Source organism: Mesorhizobium sp. B2-4-13, assembly GCF_006658535.1.
GTDB lineage: Bacteria > Pseudomonadota > Alphaproteobacteria > Rhizobiales > Rhizobiaceae > Mesorhizobium > Mesorhizobium australicum.
In genome coordinates, this window is the sequence record NZ_VFVB01000006.1 from 289843 (window position 1) to 303274 (window position 13432).

A 13432-nucleotide genomic window follows, 5' to 3' on the forward strand; every position below is an offset into this window, starting at 1 on the left:
GACGTCATCACGGCACCTTCTCCCCGTAACGGGGAGAAGGAAAGCTCATGCCCCTCCGAACACCCGCTTGAAGATCGTGTCGACGTGCTTGGTGTGGTAGCCCAGGTCGAATTTCTCGCGGATTTGCGCCTCCGGCAGTGCGGCTGTCACTTCCTTGTCGGCCAGAAGTTCCTCAAGAAAATCAGCGCCTTGTTCCCACACCTTCATGGCGTTGCGCTGCACCAGCCGGTAGGAATCCTCGCGTGACAGGCCGGCCTGCGTCAGCGCCAGCATGACGCGTTGCGAATGCACGAGGCCGCGAAACTTGTTCATGTTGTTCAGCATGTTGTCGGGATAGACGACCAGCTTGTCGACGACGCTGGTCAGGCGTGACAGCGCGAAATCGAGCGTCACGGTGGCGTCCGGGCCGATCATGCGCTCGACCGAGGAGTGCGAGATGTCGCGCTCATGCCAGAGCGCAACGTTCTCCATCGCCGGCAGCGCCATGGAACGCACCATGCGGGCAAGGCCGGTGAGGTTTTCGGTCAGCACCGGGTTGCGCTTGTGCGGCATCGCCGACGAGCCTTTCTGGCCCGGCGAAAAATACTCTTCCGCTTCCAGCACTTCGGTGCGCTGCAGATGCCGCACCTCGATCGCCAGCCGCTCGATCGAGGAGGCGATAACGCCGAGGGTCGCGAAGAACATGGCGTGGCGGTCGCGCGGAATCACCTGCGTCGACACCGGTTCCGGCTTCAGTCCGAGCTTACGAGCCACATGTTCCTCGACATAGGGCTCTATGTTGGCGAAGGTTCCGACCGCGCCCGAAATCGCACAGGTGGCAATGTCTTCGCGCGCGTGCACCAGCCGCTCGCGGCAGCGCGAGAATTCGGCATAAGCCTGCGCCAGCTTTATGCCGAAGGTCGTCGGCTCGGCATGGATACCGTGGCTGCGGCCGATGGTGACGGTGTCCTTGTGCTCGAAGGCGCGGCGCTTGAGCGCTGCAAGCAACGTATCGATGTCGGCCAGCAAAATGTCGCTGGCGCGGGTGAGTTGCACCGCAAAGCAGGTGTCGAGCACGTCCGAAGACGTCATGCCCTGATGGATGAAGCGCGCGTCGGGCCCGACGAATTCGGCAAGATGGGTGAGGAAGGCGATAACGTCATGCTTGGTGACGCGCTCGATCGCGTCGATCTTCTCGACGTCGAATTCGGCCGCGCTTCCCTTTTCCCAGATCGTTTTGGCCGCTTCCTTGGGGATGACCCCCAGTTCGGCCAGCGCGTCGCAGGCATGGGCCTCGATTTCGAACCAGATGCGAAACCGGGTTTCGGGCGACCAGATGGCGACCATTTCCGGCCGGGAATAGCGAGGGATCATCGGTCATTCCTGATGTATCGGAGGGATTTGTCCGCGTCCTAACAGAGGCGGGCCAAATGCTCAACGCTGCTGCCGTGCAAACCAGAGGCTGACGGCGAACAAGGCGACGAAACCAAGCGGGAAATAGAGCCGGATGCCCAGCACCACGAACTGGTAGGACGCCACCGCCATCGTGAAGGCGAGCTGAAAGCCCCAGGTGAGGGTGAATACGGGCGCATGCCATTCGGCATAGTAGGAGCGGTATTGCAGGGCATACAGCAGGGCGGTGAGGCCGATCGTTGCGGCAGCAAGCCCTACGAATATCGCCGCGAAGGCGACCTCCCGGCCCCTTCCGAGCGAAACCAGCCGTGCGGCAAAGAGGCCAACCGGAAAGGCCAGGGCGCCGCCGACGGCAAACAGCAGGGACACGGTGCGGATCTTGCCCGGCGTCACCCAATTGTCCAGCAACAGGTTGACGAGTGCGCTGGCGCCCATGGCGGCGGCCCACAGCAGCGCACCGAGAAGCGCTGCACGCAGTGTCGGCATGGCGCCGCGAAGGTGGTGCAGGGCGCGATTGCGCCTGACGGGTTGGACAAGCTCTGTCACAGGCGGCCGGTCACGGCGATCCAGCGAAAGTCCGGCCCTTCGAAGCCATACTGGCGCACCGCGATCAGCACCGCATAAGCGCTGAGGCTGTCCATCGAGAACGTCTGCACCGCGCCGATGCGGTAGCCGTTCGGGCAGCCCCGGCTCTTGGGGATCGCTTTGTCCTCGTGCAGCAATTTGGTGGTGCCGCCATCCCGCGCCTCGATACGCAGCAACCGGAAGCCATTGATCTCGCCCTGGCTGGCGCAACTTTCGGTGTCATTCATGCCGATCTCGTCGAGCCGGAACTCGAGCGGCTGGTCGACAGGGGAAAAGATCGGTCGCGGATTGACCACTATGCGATGTGGATCGGCCGAAAGCTCGGTCACCGGGTTGGAGCCGGCGGTGATGCCGCGGTTGGCACTCAGCTCGGCCTGGCTGACAATGGCCTCGCCCTTTTGCCGGGCCTGAAGGCGGGCAGCGTCGAGCGTTGCCTTCTCGTCGTCGAGCCGGACCCTGACCGGCGTGCCCTTGAGAAAGCTGTCGTTGCTCGTGTCGATGTAATACCGGTTGGCATAGGGAAAGCCCGACCCGTCCTGGATGCCGTACTCCTCGAAGGCGAACACGCCGCCATCCCGGGTGAAGCCCAGGATTTCGAGCTCCGCGACATCGCCGGCCTGGGCAATCGACGCCGCGAACTGCGTGGCCAGGCAAACGGCAAACAGGAAAAGCGTCCGCATTGTCATCGCTCCTTCGGCCTGATCGCTTCATCCCTAGCACGACGAGATCAAAACGTCGTGCGGACCAAGGCCGATGCATCCAAACCGCTCGTCATTTGTTATTGTCGGCAGTCCCAAGGGAAACCCACCCCAATGGAGAAGCTAACATGACCGACACCAGCAAAATTCGTGAGCACATGGACGTCGTCGGCGCCGACGGCGTGCATATCGGCACCGTCGACAAGGTCGATGGCCAGCGCATCAAGCTGACCAAGGCCGACAGTGGCGAGGGGGCTCACAAGGGCCATCACCACTATATTTCACTGGCCCTGGTTGCCGAGGTCGATGGCAAGAAGGTGTGGCTGTCCGCGAATTCCGATGTCGCGGTGACGTTCGAGGAAGAAAAATCCGATCCGGTTTGATCGACGGCTTTAGCCAGCCTAGTGACGTGACGACCAGACGGGAAACAGGTCGTTGTCGGCTGGCGTCGCGGCAAACACGCCACGGCTGATGGCGCGCGCCATAGTGGCGCCGGCGGCGGCGTAGAGGTCGATTGCCGCGTCGGCGGTCAGTTCGACCCCGCTATTGCCGGTGGCCAGCGCGAACACCAGGTCGCCGTCGGCCGGCGTATGGGTCGGCCAGATGGCGCGTACGAAGCCGTCATGCGCCGAAATTGCCAGGCGTTTGGCGGCGGCCTTGGTGAGAACCGCGTCCGTGGCAATGACCGCGATGGTCGTGTTGCCGCCGCTGTCCAACTGCCGTCCGTGATCCTTGTCCCGGTATTTCAGCAAAATCCGCTTCGCGTCCTCGGGCATGGGCGAGGGATAACCAAGCCCGCCGAATTCATCGCCGATTTCGAAGGGTGCCGCCCAGAAATGGCGGGTGCGGCCGACGGTCACCGAGCCGGTCGGGTTGACGGCGGCCAGCGCGCCGATGGTGATCCCATTGTCCAGCAGTGTCGAGGCGGAACCCAGGCCACCCTTCAGCCCCGACGTCAGTGCACCGGTTCCGGCGCCCGCCGTGCCAAATTGGAAATCGACAGCGGCAGTCTGCACCGACTCGTAGCCGAGGTCGCGATAGGGGGGATAGCGGCCCCAGTCCTTGTCGCCGCCATTGCGCAGGTCGAAGAGGATCGCCGCCGGCACGATCGGTACGCGGAAGCCGCCAACCTCGAAGCCGATGCCGCGTTCGCGCAGTGCGGCCTGCACGCCGGAGGCAGCATCGAGCCCGAAAGCAGAACCGCCCGACAGCACCACGGCATGGATCGTCTCCACCAAATTGTGCGGTTCCAGCAGATCCGTCTCGCGGGTGCCAGGCGCGCCGCCAAGAATCTGGACTCCCGCGACCGCCGGCTCGTCGCAAAGGACGGTCGTCAGGCCGGACTTCAGCCTCGCGTCGGAAGCATTGCCAACGCGCAGGCCCATGACATCGGTGATGAGATTGCGTGGACCGGTGCGGAACATCAGTTGTTTTCCAAGGGCACGAAGCGGGTGCCGTCGAAGCGGAAGACACGGTAGAGGCTCTGGCTGAGGTCGCCCTTGTCGTCGAAGCGGACCGATCCGATCGCCGTGGTGAAATCATGCCCGGTGAGTGCCTCGGCCAGCGGCCCGCCGGAGCCTGCTGCGTCCGACGATGCGGCCTTGGCGATCTCGACCGCAGCATAAGCCGGCAGGGCGTAGCCGTCCGGCACGATCTTGTGCGCGGAGAAGCTTTCCAGCACCTTGGGATCCGCGACATCGGCCCATTCGGGTGGCGCGATCATCAGCGTGCCGGTCGCGTAAGGCACGTCGCCGGGCGGCGTGCGCAGGTTTTCGCCGCCGGCAAGGACGATGCCCGTCTGGAGCTGGGCGGCATCGCGCCCCATAATGGCGATGTCGTCGCCATCGCCGCCGGCAAAGACATGCGTGGCGCCGGCCTTTTTCAACCGTCCCATCAGGCCGATCTGGTTGTCGAGCTGCGGCCGGAACGTGTCGACGAAGACCGGTTTCAGTGCCGCCTGCTCGGCAGCAGCACGAAATGTTTCCGCCATCTCGCGGCCATAGATAGTGCCGTCGTCAATGATCGCGAACAGCTCGTTCTGCCATAGGCGGGTAAGGGTGGAGGCGACGGCATTGCGCTCGTCGTCGCCTCGCGGGCCGAGGCGATAAACCGGCCAGCCGGTCTTGGCGCGGCGGTCGGTCAGGCTTTCGGTTCGCACACCAACGGTGATGGCGGGAATATTGGCGTCCTTAAGGACAGGCATCGCCGCCTCGATCGCCTCCGTGCAGAGGAAGCCGATCACGACATTGACCTTGGCTGCCACGAATTCCCTGGCCGCCGCGGCGCCGCCATCGCCGGTGCAGGCGTCATCAACAGTCTTGAGTTGGATGCCGTCCACCTCTGCCGCGAGCCCGGCGCCAGCCTCGATCTGCCTGCCGAGGATGGCCGATGGTCCCGACAGGGGTGCTGCGACACCAATCGTGAGCGTCTGTGCGCTGGCGGCGCCGGCCATGAACAGCCAGGCCAGCGCTGCGGTTATGGTTGCCCCGGATCGCATGCTGCCGAAGAATTCCTCCAAGCCCGCGACGTCGCGCAGGCGTCAAATTCCCGCCAAGACCTAAAGGCTGCCCGGCCTTGGTGCAACACGCGAATTCGGGATATGGGCCAAGCACTTCGCTTGTGGCATGTGATGTCTGGCCATATATGTCAGGTGAACAATGGCCATGGAATCTTCCAGTGCTGAAGAAGAACGATATTGGACCGCAGGCCTATCGCGACGCGATGAGTCATTTTGCCGGTCATGTCCATGTGGTGACCACCGACGGACCCGCCGGAAAGCGGGGGACGACGGTGATCGCGGCATGTTCTGTGTCGGATACGCCGCCGACCATTCTGGTCTGCCTCAATCGTGAAAATGCCAAGAATGAGCTGTTCGTGAAGAACGGCAAATTTGCCCTGAACACGCTGGCTTCGCACCAGGAGCCGCTGTCGATTGGATTTTCCGGCATGACTGGCCTGCCGGTCGAAGAGCGCTTCGCGCTCGGCGAATGGGATGTGATTTCCACCGGCGCGCCGACGCTGAAGGGCGCGCTCGCCGTGTTCGACTGCGAACTGATCGACACCAAGGACCTGGCCACCCATCGTGTGCTTTTTGGCAAGGTGACAGGTCTGCGTATGGGCGATAATTTGCGGCCGCTGATCTATCACGCCCGCGGCTACCACGTCCTGGAAAGTGGGGCCGCCGCACCCGCGGAGAAGGAATGAGCGACTTGAAACCGCGCCCCGTGCCGCGGACGATCGACGAAACGCTCGATCTCCTGACCGGCGCGGACTATGTCGCGGACCGGTCGCTGGCAACGGTGCTTTTCCTGTCTCTGCGCATGAGACGGCCGCTTTTCCTCGAAGGCGAGGCCGGCGTTGGCAAGACCGAGATCGCCAAGGTGTTGGCCGAGGCGCTTGGCCGCCGGCTGATCCGTCTGCAGTGTTATGAGGGGCTCGACGTCTCCTCGGCCGTTTATGAGTGGAATTACGCCGCGCAGATGATCGAAATCCGCATGGAGGAGGCCGCCGGCAAGGTCGACCGCTCCGCCATGGAGCGTAACGTTTTCTCCGAAAAGTACCTGATCCGCCGGCCGGTGCTCGATGCGCTGACGGGCAAGACGGGCGCAGCCCCGGTTTTCCTGATCGACGAACTCGACCGCACCGACGAAGCCTTCGAAGCCTTCCTGCTCGAAATCCTCTCCGACTTCCAGGTGACTGTGCCTGAACTCGGCACGATCAAGGCGGAAGAGCCGCCGATCGTCATCATCACCACCAACCGCACCCGCGAAATCCACGATGCGCTGAAGCGGCGCTGCCTTTATCACTGGGTGGACTACCCCGATGCCGAGCGCGAACTGGAGATCGTGCGCCGCAAGGTGCCTCGGGCCAACCAGCGGCTTTCGGCCGAAGTGGTGTCATTCATCCAGAAGCTGCGCCAGATCGAGCTGTTCAAGGTGCCGGGCGTCGCCGAAACCATCGACTGGGCCGGCGCGCTGACCGAACTCGACAAGGTGGCGCTCGATCCGGAGACGGTGTCCGACACGATCGGGGTGCTGCTGAAATACCAGGACGACATTGCCCGCATCGGCGCGGGCGAGGGCCGGCGCATCCTGGATGAGGTCAAGGCCGAGCTCGCGGCGGCGGAGTAGGGTGGTGAAGGCGTCCCGACCCGACCCTGGAGAGGCGACGGCGGACGGCCGGATCGCAGACAACATCGTCTATTTCGCCCGCGCCTTGCGCAAGGCCGGCATGCGGGTCGGGCCCGCTTCGGTCAAGGACGCGATCGAGGCGGTGCTCGTCGCCGGCATCGGCTCGCGTGATGACTTTTACTGGACCCTGCACGCCGTTCTGGTCTCGCGGCATGAGGATCATGCCACCTTCGACGAAGCTTTCCGACTGTTCTGGAAATCGCGCGAATTGATCGAGAAGCTGCTGGCGATGTTTTCGCCGGTGGCGCCTGACGTCAGGCAGAAGCAGAAACCGCGCGCGGCTGAAAATCGCGTCAGCCAGGCGATGTTCGAGGGGCATCAGAAAAACCAGACGCCTCAGGAAATCCCTGAGATCGAGGTCGACGCCCGCTTCACCTTTTCCGGCAACGAGCTGTTGCGGGGCAAGGATTTCGCGCAGATGAACGCAGTCGAGATGGCTGACGCCAGGAAGGCGATCGCGGCGTTGCGGCTGCCTGTCGACATGGTGCGGACCAGACGCTTCAAGGCCGATGCGCATGGCCGCCGCATCGATCCACGTGCCATGATGCGCTCGGCGGCGCGCACCGGCGGTGAATTGATCCTGCCGAAATTCCGCTCGGTCCGCGAAGTTCATCCGCCCCTGGTGGTGCTGGCCGATATTTCCGGTTCGATGAGCCAATACACGCGCATCTTCCTGCATTTCCTGCATGCGCTGACGGAAAAGCGCCGGCGCGTGCACACTTTCGTCTTCGGCACGCGGCTGACCAACCTGACCCGGCAGATGCGCCACCGCGATCCCGATGCCGCCCTTGCCGATTGCTCGGCGGCGGTCAAGGACTGGTCGGGTGGCACGCGCATCGGCGATACGCTAGCCGAGTTCAACCTTGTATGGTCGCGACGTGTGCTGGGACAGGGCGCGGTGGTGCTTCTGATCACCGACGGGCTGGAGTGCGACGATATAGGGGGCTTGGCGGAAGAAATGGAGCGGCTGCACAAATCCTGCCGGCGGCTGATCTGGCTCAATCCGTTGTTGCGCTTCGATGGTTTTCAGGCGCGCGCCCGCGGCGTCAAGGCGATGCTGCCGCATGTCGACGAATTCCGCGCGGTGCACAATCTCGACGCGCTCGCCGATCTCTGCACCTCGCTGGACAAGAAATCGGTCCTTTCCGTCGATCCACGGCGGTGGATGGATGCTGGCGCAAGGCGCGCCGCATAGCCATATATTTTCCTGCTTTTGGAAAAACAGACCCTGAGAGAAGCAACGATGAGTGACAGTCTTTATCTCGATGAGGCCCGCGACCCGCTGATCATCGCGGAAGCCTGGATGAAGGACGGCAAGGATGTCGCTGTCGCGACCGTGGTCGAGACCTGGGGTTCAGCGCCGCGCCCGGTCGGCAGCCACCTTGTCATCGATGCCGATGGCAATTTCCACGGCTCAGTTTCGGGCGGTTGCGTCGAGGGCGCTGTCGTGACCGAGGCGGTCGACGTCATCGGCTCCGGCAAAGCCAGGATGCTGGAGTTCGGTGTTGCCGATGAGACCGCCTGGCAAGTCGGCCTGTCCTGCGGCGGCCGCATCAAGGTTTATGTTGAGCGATTGGGCTGACCCCGATGGATCCTTATGCGCTGAAGACGCTCAATGCCGAGCGGCGCGCCCGCCGCGCGGCGATCCTCGTCACCGATCTCGGTGATGGTCGCGACCGTATTGTGCGGGAGGGCGATCAGGTCGCCGGCGACCTCGGAGCGGCGATCGCCAAGGCGTTTCGATCCGGCAATTCGGGGTCTGTCGAGGCGGAAGGGCGGACCTTCTTCCTCAATGCGCATCTGCCGCGGCCGCGCCTGGTGGTGATCGGCGCCGTGCATATCAGTCAGGCGCTCGCGCCGATGGCCCGGATCGCAGGCTATCCATTGGAGATCATCGATCCACGCACCGCCTTTGCCACATCGGACCGCTTTCCCGATGTCGCCTTGCATGCCGACTGGCCGCAGGACGTGCTGGAACGCCAGCCGCTCGACGCTTACACCGGGCTCGCCGCCGTCACCCATGACCCCAAGATCGACGATTTCGCGTTGAAGGCGGCACTCGACGCCAACTGCTTCTATGTCGGAGCGCTCGGCAGCCGAAAGACGCATGCCAAGCGCGTCGAGCGCCTGCTGGCGTTGGGCGCGAGTGCGGACCAGATCGCGCGTATCCACGCGCCGATCGGGCTGGACATCGGGGCGGCAAGCCCCGCCGAAATCGCCGTCGCCATTCTCGCGCAGACCATTCTTGCCTTCCGCTCACGAGGCCTCGATGCGAAGGGCGCGGCGGCGTGAAATTCGGTCCGATCCCGATCGAGGCGGCCGAAGGGGCGGTGCTGGCGCATGCGACCGCGGCCGGCGAAAAGCGATTTCGCAAGGCGCACAGGCTGAGCGCCGAAGATGTCTCAACGCTCAAGGGGGCAGGTGTTTCGCAGGTCGTTGCGGCCGTGCTGGCGCCGGACGATCTCGGCGAGGACGCCGCGGCGCAAAAAATTGCCGAAAGCATGACCTTAGGCGGCATCGAGGCGAAGCCCGCCGCTACCGGCCGGGTCAATCTCCACGCCAAGGCGGCTGGCATCTTCACCGTCAATGCCGCTGTCATCGATGCCATCAATGCGGTCGATCCTGCCATCACCATCGCCACGCTGGCCCAGCACGCGTCGGTCGAAAAGGGCCAGATGGTCGCGACGGTGAAGATCATCCCCTTCGCGGTCTCTTCCTCGTTGGTGGCTGCCGTGACGGAAATCTGCGCCAGCGGCGAAATTTTTGCCGTCAACGCCTATCGGCCGATGCGTGTCGGCGTCATCCAGACGGTGCTGCCGGGCACCAAGCCAACCGTGCTCGACAAGACGCTGCGCGTCACCGAAGCCCGGCTGGCGCGCTCCGGCGGCTGGCTGACGGCGGAGCGCCGTACGCCGCATGAGATCGCCCCTGTCGCCGAGGCCGCCATCGCGCTTGCGCGCGACAACGACATGGTGGTGATCTTCGGGGCTTCCGCCATGAGCGATTTCGCCGACGTCGTTCCGGCGGCGATCGAGGGGGCGGGCGGTACCGTCATCCGCGCGGGCATGCCGGTCGATCCCGGCAATCTGCTGGTGCTCGGCACACTCGGCGGCAAGCGTATCATCGGCGCGCCTGGCTGCGCCCGCAGCCCCAAGGAGAACGGCTTCGACTGGGTGCTCGACCGATTGATTGCCGGCCTGGACGTCACCGCGCGCGACATTGCCGGCATGGGCGTCGGCGGCCTGCTGATGGAGATACCGACGCGGCCGCAGCCGCGCGAGCCGCTGCCGGCCAAAAGCCGGCTCAAGGTCGGGATCGTGCTTCTGGCGGCAGGCCGGTCGAGCCGCATGGGCGGGCCGAACAAGCTGATGGCGCTGTTCGACGGCCAGCCGCTGGTGCGCCGCACCGCCGAACGCGCGCTCGCCTCGAAGGCTTCGGGCACGATCGTCGTCACCGGTCATCAGCGCGAGCGGGTGCGCGCGGCATTGTCGGGCCTCGACGTCACCTTCGCCGACAATCCTGATTTTGCCGATGGCCTGTCGACCTCGCTTAAGGCCGGCACTGCCTATCTGCCCGAAGACGCCGCTGGTGCGATGATCGTTCTGGGAGACATGCCGGGTGTCGCATCCGACGACCTCGACAGGCTTATCGATGCCTTCCGCAGGGCCGGCGGCAACTCGGTGGTCCGTGCCACGCACCAAGGCAAACGCGGCAACCCGGTGCTTTTGCCGCGCTCGTTATTCGCGGCAATCGCCCATCTCGAAGGCGACACCGGCGCTCGCCATCTGATCGAGGCCGAAGGGCTCGATGTCATCGATGTCGAGATCGGCGAGGGCGCGTCCGTCGATGTCGACACCCGAGAGGCACTGGAAGGCGCGGGCGGCGTGCTGCAGGATTGACAAACGGAGGCGGCATTAGCATGCCTGCGGTATGGCTATTCGTACCGTCGCGTGCCGCGTTTTCGTCACGGCAATGCTTTTCTTGTTTTCCTCGGCCGCCAGTGCCGACACCTTGTCCTTGAAACCCTTCAAGGACGATCTCTTCGCCTATCCGGCGACGCTGTCATCCGACAGCAACGGCGCCTACACGGTCCTCGACTACCGCGAGATGCGCGACATCAACCAGCGCGACGAGGTGCCGGAAAAACGCGTGCATGCCCAGTACACCGACACCGGCGTGCGCAAGGTACAGCAGGATCTGATGCTGAAGACCGACGCCGGCGATGTCAGGCATGTCGCCGTCGGTAGGACGCAAGGAGCCGCCATCATCGTGCTTTACCTGCATGGGCAGGGCGGCAGCCGCAAGCAAGGCGTCGACGATTTCACCTTCGGCGGCAATTTCAACCGGCTCAAGAACCTGATGGCCGGCAATGGCGGGCTCTATATTTCTCCGGATTTCCCTGATTTCGGCGACAAGGGCGCGGCACTGGTCGCCGCCCTGATCGACCATTATGCCGAACAGTCTCCGGGCGCGAAAATCTTCGTCGCCTGCGGCTCGATGGGCGGCGCGCTGTGCTGGAAACTTGCCGCACGCAAGGATACTGGTGGCCGCGTGAATGGACTGCTGCTGCTCGGATCGCTGTGGGACGAGGGCTTTCTCGGCAGTCCCGCCTTCAAGCGTCGCGTGCCAGTGTTCTTCGGCCAGGGCAGCCATGACGTGGTCTTTCCCGTGGCGAACCAGGAAGCGTTCTTCCGCTCCATCCTTGCCAAATCAAAAAACTATCCGACCCGCTTCGTGCGCTTCGAGACCGGCACGCACGGCACGCCGATCCGCATGGTAGACTGGCGCGGCACGCTCGACTGGATGCTGTCGAAGGCACCATAAGCCTGATGCGCTAGAGGGTCTAAGGCGCGGTGTTGTAGTCGACGACCGTCTGCGGGTTCTCCTCGCCGTCATAGGACGCGTCGACGTCATACTGGACCAGCGAGAAATCGCCGTTGCGGAACAGATATGTCCCGGCATCCGAAGCATCGCCGACGCCGCGCCATTTGTTGAGCGTGGTGATGGTGTGAGCATTCTGGTCATAGTCGGAATTGACCGCCCACCCTGTGGTCCGGAAGCCGATCACCGTTACACTCAACAGCTTGCCGTCGCTGTCGTTGTTCTCGTAGCGTATATCGGTCTCCGGCTCGGCGAACTGCAATTGCCTGACACCGTCCACCTCGTCGGTCATGTAATAGACCGAGCTTTCATTGTAGGCGGCGGCCGAGCAGGAGAAGTGGAACAGCCGGGTCTCCTTGTCAGGATCGTTCGGCTGAGCATTCCTGTCCTTGTATTTGATCGAAAAGACCTCTGGCTCATTGGCCAGGCGGTCCTTGTCGCATTGGTCGCCATAGGTCGCCAGGAAGGCCTTCTTGGCCTGTTCCAGTGCGGTGTCCTTTTTCGGCGGCGGCGGGCCGTCGCCGCAGCTTGGCGGCAACGCCTCGTCGAAGTCGGCGGTGGAGGGCTTCAGCGCTCCCTTGTCGATGAAGATAGGCTGGAACGGCGGCGCCTGGATCTGGGCGTTGACCTGGCGCAGCGTATAGCAGCCGGCGAAAACCTTCGCCTCGCCCTTCTTGTCGGTTGCCTGGATGGCGACCGGGACGTTGTAATAGATGCTGCCCGCCGCGCCCTCGTCCGAAATCGGACCGGTCTTGACCTCCACCCTATCGGTGCCGTCATAGCCTTTGACGAATGTGTCGAAATCCTTTGCCGGCTTTGTATCACCGAAGTAGCCCCAGGCGCGGGCGAATTCATGCCGGTTGATGGCGCTGTAGAGTGAATGCACGACCGCATCCGCGCTCGACCGATCATCGACGTAAGGCGCTTCGGGCGTATCGGCTGCGGCCAATGCCGCGTGGCCTGTCGTGGCAAGGGAGAGAAGGGCAGTCGCTGCGAAAAGGGCGCGTGTCATCGGGGATCTCCGCTCGATAACGAAGATTCTACCACGGCGATTGCGGCGACGTGGTGACGCCATGCGCCCGCCGCTTGAAGAATCGCGCCTGAGAGCGCTACGTCCTCGCGCCGGCGTTCCTGCCGGACAGGAGATCCGACGTGACGATATCGATGTATGAGGCATCCGTGCCCGTGTTTTCAGCCAGGCTGAAAGCACTTTCCAGTGTGCTGGCTGCAGCCGAACAGAATGCGCTTGACCGCAAGATCGACCCGCAGGTGTTTTTGACGGCGCGGCTGGCGCCCGACATGTTCGCACTTGCCAGGCAGGTGCAGATCGCAACCGACCATGCCAAGGGCGCGCCTTCACGGCTGGCCGGCCGCGAAGTGCCTAAATATGAGGACAATGAAGCAAGCTTCGCCGATCTCGAAGCGAGGCTCGCCAAGACGGTCGCCTACCTGGCGACTTTTTCCGCAGCCGATATCGACGGGTCGGATGACCGGATGATCGAACTGAAGCTGGGGGGCCGGGAAACGACGCTGAGCGGCACGCAATATCTGCTGCATGTGGCCATGCCCAATTTCTATTTCCACCTGACCACCGCCTACGACATCCTGCGCCACAATGGCGTGCCGTTGGGCAAGGCGACATTCCTCGGATCGCATTGAGAAATCAGACTTTGGGATGTCCCGGGT

The 13432-nt window shown here is 63.6% G+C and carries 15 protein-coding genes; 9 read left to right on the forward strand and 6 right to left on the reverse strand.

Annotated features, from left to right (window positions below; genetic code table 11):
- Positions 1 to 45: 45 nt before the first annotated feature.
- Genes purB through FJ936_RS18670 form a run of 3 tightly spaced genes read right to left on the reverse strand, consistent with a single transcriptional unit; the run spans position 46 to position 2657 of the window.
- Positions 46 to 1353 carry an adenylosuccinate lyase gene (gene purB, locus FJ936_RS18660; protein ID WP_141906852.1) on the reverse strand — a complete coding sequence of 436 codons (1308 nt, stop codon included), beginning with the start codon at positions 1351 to 1353 and terminating at the stop codon, positions 46 to 48.
- 60 nt (positions 1354 to 1413) lie between these two features.
- Entirely contained in the window at positions 1414 to 1878 is a 465-nt protein-coding gene (locus tag FJ936_RS18665; RefSeq protein ID WP_015318128.1) for a hypothetical protein, read from the reverse strand.
- 56 nt (positions 1879 to 1934) lie between these two features.
- The gene (locus FJ936_RS18670; protein WP_015318127.1) at positions 1935 to 2657 is read right to left on the reverse strand and encodes a DUF2259 domain-containing protein; all 723 of its coding nucleotides are present in this window, start codon (positions 2655 to 2657) and stop codon (positions 1935 to 1937) included.
- Between the two features lie 146 nt (positions 2658 to 2803).
- On the opposite strand from FJ936_RS18670, the gene FJ936_RS18675 reads away from it, so the two are divergent.
- Entirely contained in the window at positions 2804 to 3058 is a 255-nt protein-coding gene (locus tag FJ936_RS18675; RefSeq protein ID WP_015318126.1) for a DUF2171 domain-containing protein, read from the forward strand.
- A gap of 18 nt (positions 3059 to 3076) precedes the next feature.
- Here FJ936_RS18675 and FJ936_RS18680 read toward each other — a convergent pair whose 3' ends face one another.
- Complete coding sequence (locus FJ936_RS18680) at positions 3077 to 4099, reverse strand: P1 family peptidase (protein ID WP_141906853.1); 1023 nt, start codon at positions 4097 to 4099, stop codon at positions 3077 to 3079.
- Positions 4099 to 5172 (reverse strand): ABC transporter substrate-binding protein, encoded by a 1074-nt coding sequence (locus FJ936_RS18685; protein WP_141906854.1) that lies wholly within the window; start codon positions 5170 to 5172, stop codon positions 4099 to 4101. The genes FJ936_RS18680 and FJ936_RS18685 overlap by 1 nt, the downstream gene beginning before the upstream one ends.
- Before the next feature lie 179 nt (positions 5173 to 5351).
- Between FJ936_RS18685 and FJ936_RS18690 the strand changes: the two genes are divergently transcribed.
- From FJ936_RS18690 to FJ936_RS18720, 7 genes are read left to right on the forward strand one after another with little or no spacing between them, the layout of a single operon-like run.
- Positions 5352 to 5879 (forward strand): flavin reductase, encoded by a 528-nt coding sequence (locus tag FJ936_RS18690; protein ID WP_015318123.1) that lies wholly within the window; start codon positions 5352 to 5354, stop codon positions 5877 to 5879.
- Positions 5876 to 6805: a MoxR family ATPase gene (locus tag FJ936_RS18695; protein ID WP_141906855.1), complete on the forward strand. Its 930-nt coding sequence runs from the start codon at positions 5876 to 5878 to the stop codon at positions 6803 to 6805. Before FJ936_RS18690 ends, FJ936_RS18695 begins: the two co-directional genes overlap by 4 nt.
- A gap of 4 nt (positions 6806 to 6809) precedes the next feature.
- Complete coding sequence (locus FJ936_RS18700) at positions 6810 to 8060, forward strand: VWA domain-containing protein (RefSeq protein ID WP_181763150.1); 1251 nt, start codon at positions 6810 to 6812, stop codon at positions 8058 to 8060.
- Positions 8061 to 8108: 48 nt separating this feature from the next.
- Entirely contained in the window at positions 8109 to 8447 is a 339-nt protein-coding gene (locus FJ936_RS18705; protein ID WP_015318120.1) for an XdhC family protein, read from the forward strand.
- Positions 8448 to 8452: 5 nt separating this feature from the next.
- On the forward strand, positions 8453 to 9157 hold the full coding sequence (locus tag FJ936_RS18710; protein WP_140874088.1) for an XdhC family protein: 705 nt from the start codon (positions 8453 to 8455) through the stop codon (positions 9155 to 9157).
- On the forward strand, positions 9154 to 10764 hold the full coding sequence (locus FJ936_RS18715; protein WP_141906857.1) for a molybdopterin-binding/glycosyltransferase family 2 protein: 1611 nt from the start codon (positions 9154 to 9156) through the stop codon (positions 10762 to 10764). The genes FJ936_RS18710 and FJ936_RS18715 overlap by 4 nt, the downstream gene beginning before the upstream one ends.
- A gap of 31 nt (positions 10765 to 10795) precedes the next feature.
- Positions 10796 to 11689, forward strand: coding sequence for an alpha/beta fold hydrolase (locus FJ936_RS18720; protein ID WP_181171049.1), 894 nt, complete (start codon positions 10796 to 10798; stop codon positions 11687 to 11689).
- Between the two features lie 19 nt (positions 11690 to 11708).
- Here FJ936_RS18720 and FJ936_RS18725 read toward each other — a convergent pair whose 3' ends face one another.
- A complete protein-coding gene (locus tag FJ936_RS18725; protein ID WP_141906858.1) occupies positions 11709 to 12758 on the reverse strand; it encodes a DUF1176 domain-containing protein in 1050 nt (349 codons plus the stop codon).
- 140 nt (positions 12759 to 12898) lie between these two features.
- On the opposite strand from FJ936_RS18725, the gene FJ936_RS18730 reads away from it, so the two are divergent.
- On the forward strand, positions 12899 to 13405 hold the full coding sequence (locus tag FJ936_RS18730; RefSeq protein ID WP_140616976.1) for a DUF1993 family protein: 507 nt from the start codon (positions 12899 to 12901) through the stop codon (positions 13403 to 13405).
- Positions 13406 to 13432 lie beyond the last annotated feature (27 nt).

Excerpts from the sequence above, each read along its gene's own strand:
- purB (WP_141906852.1), bottom strand. The coding sequence starts at position 1,353 with ATGATCCCTCGCTATTCCCGGCCGGAAATGGTCGCCATCTGGTCGCCC.
- FJ936_RS18665 (WP_015318128.1), bottom strand. The coding sequence starts at position 1,878 with ATGCCGACACTGCGTGCAGCGCTTCTCGGTGCGCTGCTGTGGGCCGCC.
- FJ936_RS18670 (WP_015318127.1), bottom strand. The coding sequence starts at position 2,657 with ATGCGGACGCTTTTCCTGTTTGCCGTTTGCCTGGCCACGCAGTTCGCG.
- FJ936_RS18675 (WP_015318126.1), top strand. The coding sequence starts at position 2,804 with ATGACCGACACCAGCAAAATTCGTGAGCACATGGACGTCGTCGGCGCC.
- FJ936_RS18680 (WP_141906853.1), bottom strand. The coding sequence starts at position 4,099 with ATGTTCCGCACCGGTCCACGCAATCTCATCACCGATGTCATGGGCCTG.
- FJ936_RS18685 (WP_141906854.1), bottom strand. The coding sequence starts at position 5,172 with ATGCGATCCGGGGCAACCATAACCGCAGCGCTGGCCTGGCTGTTCATG.
- FJ936_RS18695 (WP_141906855.1), top strand. The coding sequence starts at position 5,876 with ATGAGCGACTTGAAACCGCGCCCCGTGCCGCGGACGATCGACGAAACG.
- FJ936_RS18705 (WP_015318120.1), top strand. The coding sequence starts at position 8,109 with ATGAGTGACAGTCTTTATCTCGATGAGGCCCGCGACCCGCTGATCATC.
- FJ936_RS18710 (WP_140874088.1), top strand. The coding sequence starts at position 8,453 with ATGGATCCTTATGCGCTGAAGACGCTCAATGCCGAGCGGCGCGCCCGC.
- FJ936_RS18720 (WP_181171049.1), top strand. The coding sequence starts at position 10,796 with ATGGCTATTCGTACCGTCGCGTGCCGCGTTTTCGTCACGGCAATGCTT.
- FJ936_RS18725 (WP_141906858.1), bottom strand. The coding sequence starts at position 12,758 with ATGACACGCGCCCTTTTCGCAGCGACTGCCCTTCTCTCCCTTGCCACG.